Source organism: Ruegeria sp. R13_0 (genome assembly GCF_017743995.1).
GTDB lineage: Bacteria > Pseudomonadota > Alphaproteobacteria > Rhodobacterales > Rhodobacteraceae > Ruegeria.
The window spans coordinates 200,009-217,370 of the sequence record NZ_JAGHRB010000003.1 but is presented as its reverse complement, the minus strand read 5'-3'; the positions used below and the strand labels follow the sequence as shown (position 1 = coordinate 217,370).

At 57.6% G+C, this 17,362-nt stretch carries 19 protein-coding genes; 5 read left to right on the top strand and 14 right to left on the bottom strand.

Features of this window, described 5'->3' with window-relative positions:
- Window positions 1-36 precede the first annotated feature (36 nt).
- From J7394_RS05425 to J7394_RS05395, 7 genes are all read right to left on the bottom strand, one after another.
- Window positions 37-510 (bottom strand): c-type cytochrome, encoded by a 474-nt coding sequence (locus tag J7394_RS05425; RefSeq protein ID WP_170634716.1) that lies wholly within the window; start codon window positions 508-510, stop codon window positions 37-39.
- Window positions 510-1,880, bottom strand: a complete 1,371-nt coding sequence (locus J7394_RS05420; protein WP_170634718.1) for a multicopper oxidase family protein — start codon at window positions 1,878-1,880, stop codon at window positions 510-512. The genes J7394_RS05425 and J7394_RS05420 overlap by 1 nt, the downstream gene beginning before the upstream one ends.
- A gap of 39 nt (window positions 1,881-1,919) precedes the next feature.
- Window positions 1,920-2,819 (bottom strand): c-type cytochrome, encoded by a 900-nt coding sequence (locus J7394_RS05415; RefSeq protein WP_050605716.1) that lies wholly within the window; start codon window positions 2,817-2,819, stop codon window positions 1,920-1,922.
- A gap of 9 nt (window positions 2,820-2,828) precedes the next feature.
- Entirely contained in the window at window positions 2,829-3,380 is a 552-nt protein-coding gene (locus J7394_RS05410) for a cytochrome c (RefSeq protein ID WP_170634721.1), read from the bottom strand.
- A 60-nt stretch (window positions 3,381-3,440) separates the two neighbouring features.
- Window positions 3,441-3,623, bottom strand: a complete 183-nt coding sequence (locus J7394_RS05405; RefSeq protein ID WP_152460779.1) for a hypothetical protein — start codon at window positions 3,621-3,623, stop codon at window positions 3,441-3,443.
- A gap of 153 nt (window positions 3,624-3,776) precedes the next feature.
- Window positions 3,777-4,226 carry a cytochrome c gene (locus J7394_RS05400; protein WP_170634722.1) on the bottom strand — a complete coding sequence of 150 codons (450 nt, stop codon included), beginning with the start codon at window positions 4,224-4,226 and terminating at the stop codon, window positions 3,777-3,779.
- Window positions 4,227-4,293: 67 nt separating this feature from the next.
- Window positions 4,294-4,884: a L,D-transpeptidase gene (locus J7394_RS05395; RefSeq protein WP_170634724.1), complete on the bottom strand. Its 591-nt coding sequence runs from the start codon at window positions 4,882-4,884 to the stop codon at window positions 4,294-4,296.
- Between the two features lie 351 nt (window positions 4,885-5,235).
- On the opposite strand from J7394_RS05395, the gene J7394_RS05390 reads away from it, so the two are divergent.
- Window positions 5,236-5,508: a hypothetical protein gene (locus J7394_RS05390; protein ID WP_152460782.1), complete on the top strand. Its 273-nt coding sequence runs from the start codon at window positions 5,236-5,238 to the stop codon at window positions 5,506-5,508.
- 10 nt (window positions 5,509-5,518) lie between these two features.
- Here J7394_RS05390 and J7394_RS05385 read toward each other — a convergent pair whose 3' ends face one another.
- Complete coding sequence (locus J7394_RS05385) at window positions 5,519-6,172, bottom strand: L,D-transpeptidase (protein ID WP_170634726.1); 654 nt, start codon at window positions 6,170-6,172, stop codon at window positions 5,519-5,521.
- Window positions 6,173-6,548: 376 nt separating this feature from the next.
- On the opposite strand from J7394_RS05385, the gene J7394_RS05380 reads away from it, so the two are divergent.
- A complete protein-coding gene (locus J7394_RS05380; RefSeq protein WP_267362933.1) occupies window positions 6,549-6,860 on the top strand; it encodes a DUF2933 domain-containing protein in 312 nt (103 codons plus the stop codon).
- A gap of 293 nt (window positions 6,861-7,153) precedes the next feature.
- Window positions 7,154-9,250, top strand: coding sequence for a protein-disulfide reductase DsbD (locus J7394_RS05375; protein WP_170634728.1), 2,097 nt, complete (start codon window positions 7,154-7,156; stop codon window positions 9,248-9,250).
- A 9-nt stretch (window positions 9,251-9,259) separates the two neighbouring features.
- Here the strand turns inward: J7394_RS05375 and J7394_RS05370 are convergent, their stop codons facing one another.
- The 5 genes from J7394_RS05370 to J7394_RS05350 form a co-directional block, all read right to left on the bottom strand.
- Complete coding sequence (locus J7394_RS05370; protein ID WP_209251485.1) at window positions 9,260-9,718, bottom strand: hypothetical protein; 459 nt, start codon at window positions 9,716-9,718, stop codon at window positions 9,260-9,262.
- 114 nt (window positions 9,719-9,832) lie between these two features.
- Window positions 9,833-10,981 carry a c-type cytochrome biogenesis protein CcmI gene (gene ccmI / locus J7394_RS05365; RefSeq protein WP_170634732.1) on the bottom strand — a complete coding sequence of 383 codons (1,149 nt, stop codon included), beginning with the start codon at window positions 10,979-10,981 and terminating at the stop codon, window positions 9,833-9,835.
- The gene (locus J7394_RS05360; protein WP_170417876.1) at window positions 10,978-11,466 is read right to left on the bottom strand and encodes a cytochrome c-type biogenesis protein; all 489 of its coding nucleotides are present in this window, start codon (window positions 11,464-11,466) and stop codon (window positions 10,978-10,980) included. The genes ccmI and J7394_RS05360 overlap by 4 nt, the downstream gene beginning before the upstream one ends.
- Window positions 11,463-12,032, bottom strand: coding sequence for a DsbE family thiol:disulfide interchange protein (locus J7394_RS05355; protein ID WP_170634734.1), 570 nt, complete (start codon window positions 12,030-12,032; stop codon window positions 11,463-11,465). Before J7394_RS05355 ends, J7394_RS05360 begins: the two co-directional genes overlap by 4 nt.
- Before the next feature lie 4 nt (window positions 12,033-12,036).
- On the bottom strand, window positions 12,037-14,031 hold the full coding sequence (locus J7394_RS05350) for a heme lyase CcmF/NrfE family subunit (protein ID WP_170634736.1): 1,995 nt from the start codon (window positions 14,029-14,031) through the stop codon (window positions 12,037-12,039).
- A 326-nt stretch (window positions 14,032-14,357) separates the two neighbouring features.
- Between J7394_RS05350 and J7394_RS05345 the strand changes: the two genes are divergently transcribed.
- Entirely contained in the window at window positions 14,358-15,377 is a 1,020-nt protein-coding gene (locus J7394_RS05345; protein ID WP_170634738.1) for a transporter, read from the top strand.
- Between the two features lie 4 nt (window positions 15,378-15,381).
- Here the strand turns inward: J7394_RS05345 and J7394_RS05340 are convergent, their stop codons facing one another.
- Window positions 15,382-16,047, bottom strand: coding sequence for a hypothetical protein (locus J7394_RS05340; RefSeq protein WP_170481383.1), 666 nt, complete (start codon window positions 16,045-16,047; stop codon window positions 15,382-15,384).
- Between the two features lie 228 nt (window positions 16,048-16,275).
- On the opposite strand from J7394_RS05340, the gene J7394_RS05335 reads away from it, so the two are divergent.
- Complete coding sequence (locus tag J7394_RS05335; protein WP_209251479.1) at window positions 16,276-17,331, top strand: tyrosine-type recombinase/integrase; 1,056 nt, start codon at window positions 16,276-16,278, stop codon at window positions 17,329-17,331.
- Window positions 17,332-17,362 lie beyond the last annotated feature (31 nt).

The window sequence follows — 17,362 nt, the reverse complement described above, 5'->3', positions numbered from 1 at the left end:
GCGATAGCGACTAAGCCTGCAAGTATTCGTTTCACATCAGTTTCCTTCCGTTTGTTCTGCTTCGGTGCGTTGCTCTTGCAGCTTGCGTTCCCGATCCGGCCAACTCTCCTTGATGAAGGCGAGGATGTCCCAGATATCCTGATCCGACAGAGTGTCCCCGAAGCCTGGCATGCCGCTTTTGACGTCAGCGACACCCATCTGTTTCAAAGTTTGGTCCCCGCCAAACTTTGTATAGTCGAACAACAGCTTGTCGCCGTGATGCCAGGTGTGCCCGGTTCGGTCATGCGGGGGCGCCCGCAAGACGCCATCCGGATCAGGTGTTTGCCAATCCGGCTGACCCTCCAAATCTGCCCCGTGGCATGACGCGCAGTTTTCGGCGTACAAAACTGCACCACGTGCCGAATCCGCCGATGAACTGTTCTGCGCACGCCCACCCAGGCCCCAGCCAGCGACCGCGACAATGATCACCACAGCAGCCAGTGACACCCATTTCGCCGCGCTCTTGTTCATCACGCCACGCTCAGCCAGGTCTTCATACCAGCGGCCTGATGCGACAGCATGTGGCAATGAAACAGCCAGTCCCCCGGGTTATCCGCAACGAACGCAATCTCCCGCGTTTCTATCCGGTCAACCAGGATTGTGTCCCGCAGCGGCCCCAGGCTGCCGTTCGGCAGAACTTCCTGAAAGTGCGTCCCGTGCAAGTGCATAGCGTGCGGAAAGACGGTGTCGTTCTGCATCTGAATCCGGACTATGTCGCCACGCGAAACGGCAGCAAGTGGGTTTTCAGGTAACCCGGCGACACCGTTGAATGTCCAGATCTGCCCTTCCTGGACCAATTCATTGGTGCTCATGACCCGGCCGTTAAAAGTGCCTTGACGCAGTCCGCCCATCGCCCCGCCTTCCATCACCAATGGAACTGTCAAAGCGTCAGAAACATCTTCGAGAAAAGAAGCAGGGTTGGGTGGCAGGGCTGCGATCACACCGCGGTTAGCAGATGTGCCGCTTCCCGAAACCGGAATCTCAGCGATGACAAACGATTCATCGCGTTCGTGAAGAGTTATTTGAACGGATTCGTTCGATTCCGCTGTGACATCAACAATTAAGTCTGCTCGCTGTGCAGGCCCGAAAACAAGGGTTTCAAAATCCTCTGGCTGCCTTACAGGCATGCCATCATAAGCGACCAGTTTCCCGTTTGCGCCACCTACTGAGACATACATGATCCGATCAGTTGCCACGTTGACCATTCGAATTCGCAAACGCTGGTTCGTCAAAACTTCGGTCATGGGCGATATACGTGCGTGAACGTAGTTACCCATGCGACCTGCATGGGTCCAATCATGCATTGCACCAAAATCATCTACTATTTGAGCGTCCTTACCCAACCGCCAATCATCCAGAAGGATCGTGATGTCATGGTCCGTGTCCGGCGGGTCCGTTTCGTCGACGATGAACGCGCCGTAAAGGCCCCTGGCCACTTGTTCCGTTGACTGGTTGTGAGAGTGATACCAGAAGGTCCCCGCGTCCTTCAGAGGCAAGTCATACTGAAATTCGCCGCCGGTTGGTACAGCCTCCTGCGTAAGGCCCGGCACCCCGTCCATATTGTTCGGAACCCGCAATCCGTGCCAATGGATTGCCGTAGGCTGAGGCAGTGAGTTCAGGAGTGTCCGGCGAACCGTTTCGCCCTGCCTGGCACGAATTTCGGGGCCCGGAACACCGCCATCATATCCCCATATCTCGGTTTCAGGATAGCTGTCGGGGGCAACACGTGCCAATCCTGAACGCGCCTCGATTATTCGGGGGGCGGTAGCCGCCCTCCCGATAGTCGGCACTGCGATTAGTGCCGACGTGCCTGCAACGAATTGCCTGCGATTGAGCTTCATGAGGACTTCCCTCCAAAGAAAATTTGATCTCTCACTCGATTATCCCCCGTCGTGCACATCCAGCAGATAGGTCGCCATTGCCTTCCGGTCTTCGTCTGTCAGAAAGCTGGTGCCATAGTTTACGACCTCTCCCATGGCGCCGCCGAAGACATCGCCATCAGGCATGACGCCGGTGCGCAACGCGTAGGCCAAATCATCTACCGTCCAACCACGCTTTTGCAGGGTCTCAAAGTCGATGGCCGGTGCCTTGTCACCGCCCGGCAGGGAGTCACTTCCTTTGAAGTGTTCCGTGTCCGAATTTCTTGCGCCAGCCAGGTTCCTCCCGGTGTGGCAGGCCGCACAATGCGTAGCACCTTCGACCAGTAGCCGACCCCGGTTCCACACTTCGTCATTGCCCGGCACGGGATCAGTACGGGGTGGTTCCAGAAAAGCCGCGCGCCACAGCTTCAGGCCCCATCTCTGATTGAAGGGGAACGCCATTTCCTGCTCTTTTGACGGTTCCGCTACCGGTGCAACCGTTTGCCAGGCGGCCCAGAGATCGGCGATATCCTGATCCGTGAAATTGGCATAGAACGGATAAGGAAAGGCCGGGTAGTAGGGTTGTCCGCCGGGTGACACGCCTTGACGCACAGCGCGAGCAAACTCCTCGATTGTCCAGTCACCGATCCCGTGATCGGGATCTGTGGTCAGGTTCGGTGAAAAGAGCGTGCCGAACGGGGTATCCAACTCCACCCCACCGGCCAAGGGCGCGCCCCCTTTGGCAAAATCTGTGTGGCAAGCGATACAGCCACTTGCCCTTGCCAGATAAGCCCCGCGGTTAACGTCACCCTGAATGTCGAGAGCTTGTAAGGGCTGGCCAATTGGCCAAGCCATCACGGCAACAAGTCCCGCTGACGCCGTTACGGCGGCAGCAAGGCCCAATCGGAATATCGGTCTCATGACGCATTCCTATTCCGACCGAAACTGCGTGTGACATGCCGAGCATGTCTGGCTCAGCATCATGAACACACCATCTGCCGGCATTTCAGAAAGTTGTGCCTGGTTTGGACTGCCGCCCATCATTCCGGCACCCATCATGGATGCGCCGCCCATCATGCCCGAACCATGGCCCGACCCGGACATCATCAACCCGTTGTCCGCCGCAAGCACAAGGCCTTCAGAGTAGGTTTCCAACTGCCTGGCTAACTCTGCAAATGAACCCCAATCCTGCCAGATCTCCGATTTGGCCTCCGAGGGTTTGCCATCAGATCCCTCTGGAAACAGCTTTGTCATGCTCTCGCCAGCGTGACGCCCGATTTTCTTGGCCTCGCTTCGTACCGTTTGCGCATTGTAGGGCGTTTTCCCCTGCATCATCGGCGTAAGGATCTTCATGCTGTCCTTCATCGCGGACATACCATCCATGCGTTCTTTGACGATGCCGGTTGCGCCACCATGCGCCAGGGCGGCGGCTGCGAACAGAGAAACCAGGGCAACGCCTGTGGTCAATTTTAGAATGTTCATTGTTTTGTCCTTGTCGTCTGCTTCGACGCGCCCAAGTTGAGCGCAATTCGACTGGTCAGATCAGGACACGCGGCGGCGGTGGGTCAAACGCCGCGATACCGAGAACCCGGTATTGGGCTCGAGGGATCGAGTATCTTTGTTCAGTATCTTGGGGGCCAGGCGGTGGTGGACCCATCGAAAATAGACCAACAGCGTTGCAAATCGTTCCGCCATGACAATGTCCGGGATGACCCTGCTTGACATGCTCAACGTCCGCTGAGTCCGTTTGGTCAATCACGTGCTGTGAACCACTGCCATGTGCATGAGCAGAATCGGCCGTCACAAGCAGCCCGCCAATGGTCAGCACCATTGACAGTATGATGTAACGAATTGCACTGCTCATTCGGCTCGTCACCTTCAGAAAATCCCGTTTTCCTGCTGCAGCTCTCTGATATACGCCACGATGCCTTTCACATCCGCACGGGTCAAGCCATCGACCGGCGGCATATTGCCGAACTTCCAATGGTGTGCCCGAACTCCATTCTGGACTGCCACATAAAATGACTCGTCGGAATGGTGGCTTGGTTCATAGATTTTATGCACCAAAGGTGGTGCAAGGCCTTCCAGACCCGTTGCATTCGCGCCATGGCACGCCGAGCATTTGGCGTCGAATGCCACTTTGCCGACGGCCGCAAATTCGGTTAGCTGTTCCGGCAGATTGACGTTTTCGATTGGGTCTCCTGGCTCCAGTGCTGACGTATCGGGCGGCGTCATCGAGTGACCTGTTGGTTGCTGATTTAAGTTGTAGACGAACGCGGCGGCGCCTGCGATCACTACTCCGCCGATCAAGAGTGTAAGTTTATCCATCTCTGTTCTTCACATGATTGTCAGTTCTTAGGTTCAACGCGCGCAAAATAAATCGGCCTGACCAAGGTCAGATCAGTTTTACCTGAGTGCCCACAGTGGCCAGTTCGAACAATTCCGCAATCTGCTCGTTGTACAAGCCAATGCAGCCGTTGGAGGATCTTCTCCCGATCTTGCGCGTGTCGTTGGTGCCGTGGATGCGGTAGTATTGCCAGCTCAAATAGAGCGCATGTGTCCCCAGAGGATTCTCAGGACCCGGGCCTACATAGTCAGGCCATGCTGGATTGCGCTCTTTCATTGCCGGCGTTGGTCGCCAAGATGGCCCTTCGACCTTGCGAATAACCGTGGTGTAACCCAGCCTTGTAAGGTCTTCCGTGAGCGGTACACTGGTCGGATACATCCGGTAAACGCTTTCGTCTTCTGACCAATATTGCATGACCTTGGACTGTGTATCGGACAGGATTACCCCGTTTTTTAAGGTATCAAAGTGGTCCTGCCATTTAGCAACGCGGAATGAGGAAACATTGCGGCGCGTCCCCTCAGTTGCCGTTGATTGGGCCCAAACGGCAGGTGCTGGAAAAAGCGTCGTCGCAGCTAACGCGGCAATCACTTCACGTCGCGTAACAACCTTTCTTTCTTTGCTCCGTTTCATGCCTGCCATCCCAAAGTTTATTCTTTTTTTCCGACTCAAATAGCTCGTATGCCCGGTTCCTGCGCTGGAAGGTCAACACGCAAATGACATTTCATATGGGATGCCTCGTCTGAATTGTTGTTGCCGTCGGCGCAGGAATATTTCCTTGGAAGGCGGACCCAAATCATCAAGTCATTGTGGAAAAGCAGTTTTTCTTGGACGTAATTCCAGGCTGCTTTAAGCAAAACCTGACTTTCTTGAATCAACCGAGCACAAAAAAGCAACGCTAACAATTGCTTAGTTCTTGGTGAATTGATGTGATCACCCGTCGATGCGAGGGTATCAGGTACTACAAATGACAAACACAGTGGACTAAACACCATGTGCTTCAAGAAAGCTTTCCAAGCACTGGCCGCACTTATGCTCGTCGGCGCCTGCACCGAAACAACGTCGATATCTGCAGAAAGCGAGCCCGGAACGCTTTCCCGAGTTCCTGACGCCGTTGCCCAGATCGCTGCTCCGGGCCAGGACCTGAACGCCGTTAAAATCATGCCCGAGGACGGTTGCTATTGGTATCGCTACGTGGGGCCGGTTGAAACAACCTACCTGCCACTCAGGACTATTGAAGGGCGCCCAATCTGTACGCGCGCCTGACAAGCGCCTATCAGCTGGTCGCGGTCAGAAGGCGCTCGGGAGGGTAGAGATGAGCCGTGGACCCTGGCCTGACACGATCATAAAGCCCGATGATATGTGGCATCGCCATCCTTACGCAGCCAGAACTTGCGCGACCTCCGATAGATCTTGGATAAGGCGTTCCGTGAATTCGCAGGTATGTGTCGCGACCACCTTCGAACAGATAAAACGCCCTTGATCCCAATGGGTTTGTCGGCCCACCGGGCACACCATCTGCGAATTGCGCATATTCATCAGGGTCGCGTTCAATCATTTCGGCTGTAGGAGTCCAACGCGGCCATTTGGCCTTTCGCTTGATTGTGTAGACACCGGGCTCGTAAAGATTGCCTCGGGCAATGGCTACGCCGTAACGCATTGCTGTGCCACCGTCTTCGATGAAATACAGATATCGTGCCACCGCGTCGACATGAATGTCACCCGGAATAAGTGGTCGATTGGTTTGCACACGCTGAGGCAGGAAACGTGGGTGTAACCCCCAGGGATTGGATGTTGCGGGATCAAAATTGGCTGGCGTTACTTGCGCATCCCACTCCGACCATTGCGAGGCAGCCGCCGACGTCACTCCAAGAACCGGCTGAGAGAAAATGGCGAGCGAGGCTGCAACAAAATGTCGTCTGGTCAGCATTTATAGCCCTCCTGTTGCCTGGTTAGGGCCTGGAGTTAGTATCCAGGGGATTAGACAATCCGCGACGGGGGAAGATTTGTCCATTCAATTGTTCGTTCGATACCGCTACGATCCACCCGCGAGTTTTCAAGGCATAAAGTGACTTAGGCAGCTTCGTGTTTAACCTGAACCTTCACCAAGCCTCGGGACGACAATGCCTGCTATGTTATATCCCCTGAAATCTTCCAGGTTCGGACCGCGTCTATGTACCGAGTAACGCCCTGGGAATTGCAGAACTGGTTTGTCTGCTTCAAATTCGCTTCGCGCCAAATCAGCTTGACCTTCCATCGCGGGAAGGCGCTACCAGAGGTCTCCAATCCCAATTTTGGAGCTGAACGTGAAAGAAAAGCAGACCGCAGACGCGCCGCAAGCGGCAACACCGGTTACCGGTGGCAAGATCATGAAATGGGGCATGATGTCTTGTTGCATTGTCATGGTGACGCCGATCGCTCTCTACTTTATCGCCGGCGGAATGGTTGGCGGGCTTTCTGACTCTTTGAGTCTGTTCGCACCGTTGATCCTGTGCGTTGGAGCACATTTCTTGTTGCACAAGGCGATGGGAAAATCCTGCCATTCGACCAACTCGGAATCGGATCGGCCGAAGGCAACCGACGTCCCCGTGGGGCCGAACACGGTACCCCGGCAATAATCTTCAATCATGAAGTTTCGGTACTCAAGGTCGATCGCCGTGTCGCTGGCCGCTCTTTCGCTGGCGGCCTGCGCACCACGCCCTAAACTATGCCCGTTGCAACCGCCGCAGCCTGAATACGCACTGCCCCAAGGTTGCCGGGTTCAGTGGGAGGGCGCGAAGGTTTCGTGAGCTGATCGTGGGGATGTGACATTCCGGCTCGTTGACCCTCCAGCGCTGGAATCTGGCAGAGACGGGTGCAAAACAACCGATGGCAACGCGCAATGGCAAGAACACTCCTAAATTTATGTATTATGATCTTGGGGTTAATCTTTGGCCAGACTTCCGCCGGGACAAGCCTTGCAGCTACATCCCAAGCGTATGAATCAGAGCCCCTGGTCGCACACATAATTACCGCGCAGGACGGGATCGCGCCTGACGTCAAGACGATCACTGCAGGACTGCATCTGAAACTGGGCGAAGATTGGAAAACCTACTGGAAGTCGCCTGGTGAGGTGGGAATTCCGCCCAAGATCACTTGGAACGGCTCGCAAAACGTCAGCGACGTACAGTTTCACTGGCCCGCGCCGATCCGTTTTCGCGCCTTCGGGATCGAGAATTTCGGGTACAAGGACGAAGTGGTCTTTCCGCTGACCGTCACACTCGAGAACCCCGGAGCGCCAGTTGACTTGAAGGCCGCTGTGACAACGCTGATCTGTTCCGATATCTGTGTGCCGGTCGAGTTTTCGCTGGACTTGTCGCTGACTCAGGGAACGGGTCGGGATCAGGACTCGGCCCGGCTTATAAATGCCTTTCTGTCGCGGGTGCCAACCACGGGAAACACAAGCGGAATGAAGTCCGATGCCGCGACCCTGGATACCGTGTCCGAGATGCTGACGCTGAATTTCACCAGCGACCTGCCCTTTGATGCGCCTGATGTCTTTCCCGACATGGGACGTGATACCGCGTTTGGTGCACCCGACATCCGGCTCGCTGGCGACAGGCGTCAGCTATGGGTGCAGTTCCCGGTCCTCGCTCTGGCACAGGACCCCCCCTCCTTGTCCGTCACGGTTACCGACACCAACCGCGTGGCCGAGTTTTCGCCCCGTACCGACTCTCCCCCTACCCCGCCACCATATGAGATCGCGGCCGCCGAAACTTCAGCCAGCGCGCTGGTCTGGATCATTTTGCTGGCGGTGGGTGGCGGGTTGATTCTGAATGTCATGCCCTGCGTACTGCCAGTGCTTTCGATCAAGCTTTCCTCGGCGGTAAAGGCTCGCGACCGCTCTGCGGCTCAGATTCGCGCCGGGTTCCTGGCTTCGGCAGCCGGAATCCTGACATTCATGTGGCTGTTGGCGGCTATCACCATTGCGGCGCGGTCGCTGGGCTATTCCGTCGGCTGGGGCATCCAGTTCCAGAATCCGCTTTTCCTTGCGGTGATGATCGTGGTGCTGGCGGTTTTTGCAGCCAGCCTCGCGGGCCTGTTCGAGATCACGCTGCCGCAGTCGCTGAACACCCGGCTGGCCCATGTCGAAAAGGGCCGCGTGTCGCTGGTCGGGGATTTCCTGACCGGAACTTTTTCAGCAGTTCTGGCGACGCCCTGCTCGGCCCCCTTCCTCGGCACGGCGGTGGCCTTTGCCTTGACCGGCCGACCGGTGGATATCGTGGCGATCTTCACCGCAATGGGGGTCGGGCTGGCCATTCCTTACTTGCTGGTTGCAGTGCACCCGAAACTCACCACCGCTCTGCCTAAACCGGGGCGTTGGATGGTGGGATTAAAATGGGCCCTGTCGGCGGCACTGCTAACCACGATCGGCTGGTTGGTCTGGGTGATGATCGGGGTGGCCGGAGACACTGCTGCAACTGCTACCGTGCTGGCTGCAACTGTTCTGGTCCTATTGATCTGGAAAAGTACGACGATGCCACCCGTTTTGCGCTGGACAGCCCTGTTGCTGACGCTGACCGCAGCGTTTGCCGCACCGGTTGCGATTGCCGGCAAAGACCGGTCCAGGCTGCTTGAGGCAGCCGGAGAGATTCCATGGATTACCTTCAGCCGCTCCGAAATCGCCCGCCTTGTGTCGCGCGGCGAGGTGGTTTTCGTCGATGTCACAGCCGACTGGTGTCTGACCTGCAAGGCCAACAAAGCGCTGGTGCTGGAACGCGGCGAGGTTCTGGCAACACTGCAATCGGACAAAGCAATTCCGATGCAGGCCGACTGGACCCGCCCCGACGATGTGATCGCCCGTTTCCTTGACGACAATGGACGGTTCGGGATCCCCTTCAACATCGTCTACGGCCCGTCGGCCCCCGAAGGCATCGCCCTGCCAGAGATATTGACCACGAACGCCATTCTCGACGCGATGGAACAGGCCGCGCCGATTGCGGGCGGAGCCGTGGAAAGCGGATCCTGACCCCGGAGTTCACATATCCCGGACGCGGTTGCTCTGCTGCGCTAAACGCATGGTCTCGTGCTCTTCCATATCCAGTAGCGCCTGAAGGAGTTCGCGTGCATCGGGTATCTCGGCACGCCCGTGCAAATACCGATATAAGTCGATCACCTGATTGTGAAGATCGAAGACCGCTTCGCAGATCTCATCGACGCTCATCTGTGCGAACGGCCTGTCGCAGGCGCGATGTGGGTCGATCGGCTCATTGCCCAAATAGTCATATACCCAGGTGTTGAGCGCTTTGGGATCGGCTCGTTTCACGAAACCATCGACGATTTTCTCCAGAGCAGCCTCATGATCGGCGAAGTAGGTAAGCAACATCCTGGCCAACTCCTGCTCTGACTGTGTCGAACAGTGGGCCAAACATTCGGCGAGCCAATGATGCATTTCCCGCGTCCAGACAATTACATCAGAAAACGTTTCAACTTTCATGGTCTCAACCTCCTAAAGATCGGCATGCGATAGCCTAAACCGGAATTTTCCAGATGGCTCACTGGGCATCAGCGCGAAGTCGGCGCCGGCCCGATCCACGCCGGGCTGCGGGAATCAACCCCCCAGTTCCAGCAATGCCCGGTCGATTGCCACCTTGCGCGGATCCCCCTGCGGCAGGTCATCCGCCAGATCCCTTGCCCTGCCATAGGCGTTCCGGGCGCCGTCGGTCTCGCCCAGCACCGAATAGGCGTTGCCCAGCCGCATCCAGCCGTCCAGATCGCCTGGGTTTTCCTGCATCCGGCTCGCAAGCCGTTCTACCATCGAGCGGATGAAGGCCTGCCGGTCTTCGTCTGACATCTCCTCGGCCGCCGCCACCTGATCGGCAGTTGGGCCGGGCATGGAAGGGGCAAAAGCCGCCAGATTCACCGGAGCCCGTCCGATCGACGGGGCGATGCGGTTAAGCTGGGCCACAAAACTCTCCATCCATGGCCGGAACTCCTCTTCGGCGTCCATCCGCGTCTTCAGTAGGTCATAGGCCTTATCAGGCGATCCAGCCTGCTCCAGACCAACGGCTTTGTAGAATGTCGCTGCTGGGTTCGATGGGTCCAGTTCCAAGGCTCGTTCAAACGCCCGATCGGCCTTGGGCGTAACGACACCGTCATCGGCATAGACCAACGCCTCGCCATATTGCGACACCAGCGCTGAATTCGCATTGGGTCGGTCCAGCAACCCCTCGAACGCGTCTGCGGCATCTCCAAAGCGTCCCATCCGCATATAGGTCTGAGCCAACAACACCCATCCCTCGGTTGGCCCGCCGGTTTCATCCGCCTCAAGCCGCGACTTCAGGTGCACGGCAAGGTCGGCGATTTCACGGGCTTCGGCCTGCTCCCCCTCGCGTTGGGCAAATGGCTGGCTCGGGATGTAGGGACTACCCAGTTGCCAATAAAGACCGGCTCCGAGCGCTGGAACTACCAGCGCGGCAAGTAAAATCAGCGCACGCCCGGAATGGCCCATTATCGCTTTGTCGTCCGATTGCCGGTCAATCGCCTTCAGGCGACGTTCTATCTCGGCTCTGGCGGCCTTGGCCTCTTCGGCTGAGATAATTCCTCGTTCCAGGTCCTTCTCCACTTCGCCGATCTGGTCGGAAAAGATGGCAGAGGCGCTTTCGCGTCTCGACAAGTCCGAGGTCTTGCGCCCCAGGCCGGAGAGGGCGAGCGTCAGAAACACCGCCACGGCCATGAATGAAAAGATAATCCAGATCATGCGTGCGGCTCCGTGAGTGAATGGTTTTCGGGATTCCGTTCTTCGCTCGCGCCGCGTTCCGTCTCTTGTTTTCGCGACTTCCGATATCGGCGCGCATTTTGGGTCAATACCGCTGCAGTCGCGATACCACCCAGCCCCAGGATGACGATAGGCGCAACCCACAGAATGTAAGTTGATGGCTTCCATGGCGGGTTGAACAGAACATAGTCGCCATAACGCGCAACCAGAAAGTCCATAACCTGCTGGTCCGTGTCGCCTGCCACCAGCCGTTCGCGCACAAGCAGACGAAGGTCGCGCGCCACGCCAGCGTTAGAACTGTCGATGTCTTGGTTCTGGCACACCACGCATCGCACCTGTTTCGAAATCGCCCGGGCCCGCTCTTCCAATACCGGATCTGCAAGTATCTCGTCGGGCTCAACCGCGAATGCCGGCTGCGACACCAGCATCGCCAGAGTGACCGCGGTAATTACAATGCGACGTATCATGACGCCTCTCCTCCGGCCGCCCGCGCCTGATCCAGCGCGGTGCGCATCTTTGAAATTGCCTCGCCGCCCAGCACCGGGCCGACAAAACGGAATACGACCTTGCCCGCGCCATCAATCACAAAGGTCTCCGGCACGCCGGAAATCCCCCATTCGATCCCGGCTCGGCCGTCCAGGTCGGAACCGATGCGCTCATAAGGGTTGCCCAGATCGTCGAGCCATTTCCGCGCGTCCTGCGGCTTGTCTTTGTAGTTAATGCCCATCAGGCGAATGCCCTCATCGCGTACCATACGCGTCAGCACCGCATGTTCGGCCCGGCAGGGCACGCACCAGGACGCAAACACGTTGACCACGATCGGAGCTGACCCGTCATTTTCCACCAGATCGGTACTGGACAGCCCGTGGGTATCCAGCCCTTCGACCGGCGGCAAGTCGAACTCAGGCACCGGCTGCGAGATCAATACAGACGGGATTTCGTTTGGATCGCGATCGGGATTCAGTCCCCATAGCAGGAAGGCACCCAGGATGCCGGCAATCGTAATTGGGAACAGTGCAAATAGACGTTTCATTGCCCTACTCCGCCGCCACCGGAACGGAGCTCTGCCCAGTCCGCTTTCGTGGTGCACCGACGCGTAGACGCCGATCGGAGAGTGACAAGACACCACCAAATGCTAACAATCCTGAACCTATCCAGATCCAGACCACCAATGGCTCATACAAGATACGCAGGGTCCATTTGCTCTGTTCTGATTCCGCCGCCGGTTCCGATATCGAGGCGTAAAGGTCCCCTGCCAACGTCGTTCGAATTGCCGACTCGGTCGTACTGGTACCCGCCACGAGATAGGCCCTGCGCTCGGGTTGAAGCGTGGTGACATAAGCGCCATCGCGAAATACCGTCAGTGTGGCCGCGCGAGACAGATAGTTCGGACCGCGAAGCTGTTCCACACCGTCAAAACGCACGTCGAACCCTGCTATCTCAATCTGTGTTCCGGGCTCGGCAAAAGTCACGACCTCGGATTTCCAAGCGCTGGACCCGATAAAGCCGATCATACAGACAGCCAACCCCGCATGGGCCACGACCATGCCGTAATGAGAACGCGGTAGGCTGCGGGCCCGACGCTGGGACTCGGCCAACGGTGCCTCACCCAGCTTAATTCGGCTGGCCCACTCTGTCAGCACAGCGCCCAGCAACCAAACCGCAAGGCCGATCGACACTACCGCCAAGGCTGGGCCGCCGGTATCCAGATACCACACAAGCAACGCTACGAGCAGGCTAACCCCGGCCACCCATTTGAGCCGGGACAGAACACCGCGCAAATCCGCCCGCTTCCATGACAACAGCGGCCCAATCCCCATTACAACGACTAAAACCAGCATGATCGGCACGAAACTGGCGTTGTAATAAGGTGGTCCAACCGAAATCTTTTCACCTGTCACAGCCTCAAGCAAAAGCGGATAAAGCGTACCGAATAGAACCGTCGCCGTTGCGGTGGCCAGCAGCAGGTTGTTAATAAGCAAACCGGCCTCGCGGCTGATCGGGGCAAAAAGACCGCCGCCCTCCATCTCCGGTGCGCGTATGGCAAACAGCGTCAATGAACCACCGATCGCGACAGCCAACAGCGCCAAGATGTAAATGCCGCGTTCGGGATCGACCGAAAACGCATGGACCGATGTAAGCAAGCCTGAGCGGACAATGAATGTCCCCAACAAGGACAACGAGAAGGTCAAAACGGCCAGTAGGATCGTCCAACTTTTGAAGCTGCCGCGCTTTTCGGTCACAATGGCCGAATGGAACAGCGCTGTGCCAGCAAGCCAGGGCATAAACGAGACATTCTCGACCGGATCCCAGAACCACCAGCCGCCCCAACCCAGTTCGTAATAGGCCCACCAGCTGCCCAGAACGATACCAAGTGTCAGAAACACCCAGGCCGCCAATGTCCAGGGTCGGACCCACCGCGCCCATGCCGGATCGACCCGCCCCTCAATCAGGGCAGCCACGGCGAAAGAAAATACGATAGAGAAGCCGACGTAACCCAGGTATAGGAACGGCGGGTGCATAGCCAGGCCGACATCCTGCAACAGCGGATTTAAATCCTGACCATCCAGCGGTGCCGGAAACACCCGGTCAAACGGGTTCGAGGTGAACAGCATGAATGACAGGAACCCCGCGCTGATCCAGGCCTGCACTGCCAGAGTGCGCGCCTTGAGTTTCAGTGGGATGTTCCAAGCCAACAGAGACACACCCAGCCCGAAAATCACCAATATCAGAATCCACAACAGCAGCGACCCTTCGTGGCTACCCCAGGTCGCAGCCACCTTGAAAAGCATCGGTTTCAGCGAATGAGAATTGCTGGCCACATTTAGCACAGTGAAATCGCTGACCACGAAGGACCACATCAGAGCGGCGAAGGCGATAGCAACCAGCGCTGTCAGCAGGACCGAGGTCGCAGATGCCGATCGCATCCACATGACATTGTTCCGTGCTGCTCCAATCAAGGGAAATACGCTTTGCACCAAGGACACGGCCAGGGCAAGCGCCAGGGCGAACTGCCCGATTTCCGGTATCATTCCAATCCCTCCGGATTTCCGGTTTTGCGGCCTTGTCCGACAATCCAGCGCTGGAGGGTCAAGCGCATTATTGCCGCACCCCCTTCGGCTGATGCATGCTTGACGAGCGCAAATCTGGCCGGCGGCCTTGACCTTCCAGCGCTGGAGACCCCCACCATTTCGACTTCACCGATGGACGTACCGAACACTTTGTTTTCAGGGCAGGGACTCAGGAAACAAACGAACACGAGGGCATCATGACACGGAGCAACAGCAAGATTACGTGCGTCTGGCAACGCCTCCAGGCTGTAATACTGGCTGGGGGGCTGAGCCTTGGGTCAACTGCCATGGCCCAACCGGAAACCCGTCCGGCTGACAACGTGGCGATGAACCCGCAAGCCTCCAGCAACATGTCAGGTATGGGAAGCATGTCCAGGATGATGCGCCCCGACGCGGTGCCGCCAACGGGTGTCGTTGGCGGTATGCATCCACCCGAGGGTGTTTTGATGCCTGTGTTCTCTTACATGAACATGGAGATGGACGGAAATCGTACCGGAACGCAGTCGCTGTCTACCTCGAACGTTCTGTCGCAGTATCCGATCGCGCCGCTCAGCATGAGCATGAACATGGCGATGGTCGGCCTGATGTACGGTGTGACCGACGAGATCTCGGTGATGGCGATGCTGCCCTATACCCGCAAGACGATGAAGCACCAGACCCGCATGGGCCAGACCTTTGAGACCAGGGCACAGGGGTTTGGCGATCTGAAGATCATCGGCGGATATGATATCTACAAATCCGACGGGCAGGTGCTGGAACTATCTCTTGGCCTCAGTCTGCCGACTGGCTCGATAGACGAGACCGACACCACGCCAGCTGGGCCGGACCAGCTGCTGCCCTACCCCATGCAACTGGGTTCAGGCACCTACGACCTGCTGCCGGGCGTCACCTATACGGGCCAGAACGCGGATTGGTCTTGGGGCGCCCAGCTGGCCGCCATGATCCGGATGGGTGAGAATGATGCCGGTTACACCTTGGGTGACGTCTATTCAGCAACAGTTTGGGGTGCACGGCGCTGGAATGACCAGTTCAGCTCCTCGTTGCGGGTGGTCGGCGACATCGTGGAAAACATTGACGGGTCGGATGCGCGCCTGAACCCAGGCATGGTGCCCACCGCTGATCCGACCCTGCGCGGCGGCCAGTTTCTGAGTATCGGAATCGGAGTGAATTACCTTGTGCCGGGGTCGGGCGTTTTGGCGGGCACGCGCCTGGGTATCGAGGGCGTGATCCCTGTGTATCAAGATCTGGATGGGCCCCAGCTTGAACGCGATTACGCAGTCTCCTTCGCGATACGCAGGGCGTTCTGACCCTTCAGCCCCAAACCGACTGTAAACGGACAATCAGCGCCGCCGCGGTGGTCAGAACGACCACTGACACCGCCATCAGTAGCAGGGCCAATATCACAGGTCCGCCGCGCCCAGGTACGCGACGTGCCAGTTGGGCTGCAAATCCAGTACCGTGGGCGATCTGGCTCTGAACGACGGATAGGTATAGCGGCAGCGCTCCGACCAGCGTGGCGTACAGGTAAACGCCTGAGATGTTCTCGAAGTAGGCGGAGCGTACCAGCGTCGGACCGACTACCCGCAACGCCACTACGGGATCACCGCCGAAAGACCCGAACCAGTCTGCCGAAAGCGCGTAGATCAGCGCGTGCAGCGCGATGAACAGGACGGCCCGTAGCAGCAGGTCAATTAGCAGATACCGGGCCGGGATGGCCCCCCTGCCCCGCGCCCTTACCCCAACGGCGAAAAGAAAAAAGCTGAGATAATTTAAAAGGAAAACGACCGGCAACCCATTCGTCACCACCTGACGCAAAAACCGAACAAACGCGGGACCACTGTTCAGGAGGTGCGTCGCAAAGCCCGGCGTGCGCAAAACGAAGATGGCCAACAGCGGAAACAACGCAAGGCAACTGACGATCAGCGTGTTTCTGGCAAACTTCCAGAAAGGCAATTCAGTGGCAAAATATCTGTTCATTTCATTTAGTTTGCCAACGGTTCCAGCGCAATGTCGATGTCAATTGGTTTACAGACCTGCGACAGAACCTCCGATTTTATTATTCCGCAAGCCCTCTACCTACTTTACGCGCAAAATCTGTTACTTTTGCTCGGTACTTTTGTTGCGTTATCAGTTTTAAGTTACATACGATAAGTATCCCTTATCATGATATTTGAAATCTGACCCAAATTGACGCAGAATGGGTACATGAAGCCCTCTGCCCCATACCTCCCCGCCGCCGCCCCTGCCCTTTCGGAAACAGATCAGGAGGCGCTCACTGATCTTTATGTGCGCGGCACACCGGAAAACACATTGCGGGCATATGAACGGGATCTGCTTTATGTCACCGCCTGGAAAGCCGCCCGGTTCGATCTGGCGCTGCGCTGGCCGGAAGCGGAAGCGACAGCGCTGGCCTTCGTTCTCGATCACGCCCGGGATCTCAACGACGCGCCGCCTGAAGACCGAGCGCGACAGGTGGCAGAGGCGCTGATTGCTCAGGGGCTGCGCAAGTCCCTCGCCTGCCCTGCCCCGTCAACGCTGGACCGGCGCATCGCCTCCTGGCTGGCCTTTCATCGAATGAAGAACCTCGCCTCACCCTTTGACGCCCCGCAGGTCAAACAGGCCCGGTCCAAGGCGCGCCGGGCTGCAGCCCGACCGCCTGCCCCGAAATCGCAACACCCGATTACCCGGGATGTGCTGGAACAACTGCTGGCCACCTGCCGCGGTTCACGCCGGGATTGCCGCGACCGCGCAATCCTGATGCTGGGCTGGGCTTCTGGTGGTCGACGGCGCTCGGAGATCACCGGGTTGATGTTTGACGACGTCTCGCTGAAGGAATTCGACCAGAAAAGCCTAGTTTGGATTTCCCTGCTGGAAACCAAAACGACAACCAAAGGTGAAACGCCGCGGCTGGTTCTGAAGAGCCGCGCAGCCCAGGCGCTGGTGCATTGGATCGAGGTTGGACAGATTAAGACCGGGCCACTGTTCAGACCAGTCTCAAAAGCGGATCGTGTGCTGAAACGTCGGCTTTCGCCAGACGCTATCTATCAGATCGTCAAACATCGCCTCCGGTTGGCAGGGTTGCCGGAGGACTTCGCCTCGCCGCACGGTCTGCGCTCCGGCTTCCTAACCCAAGCCGCGCTCGACGGCGCCCCGATCCAGGCTGCCATGCGCCTCTCGCTGCACCGCTCCATGGCCCAGGCACAGAAATATTACGACGATGTCGATATTGCAGAGAACCCGGCCGCAGACCTGTTGGGGTGAGCACTTACTGATTGTTTTTAGAAACCCCTTC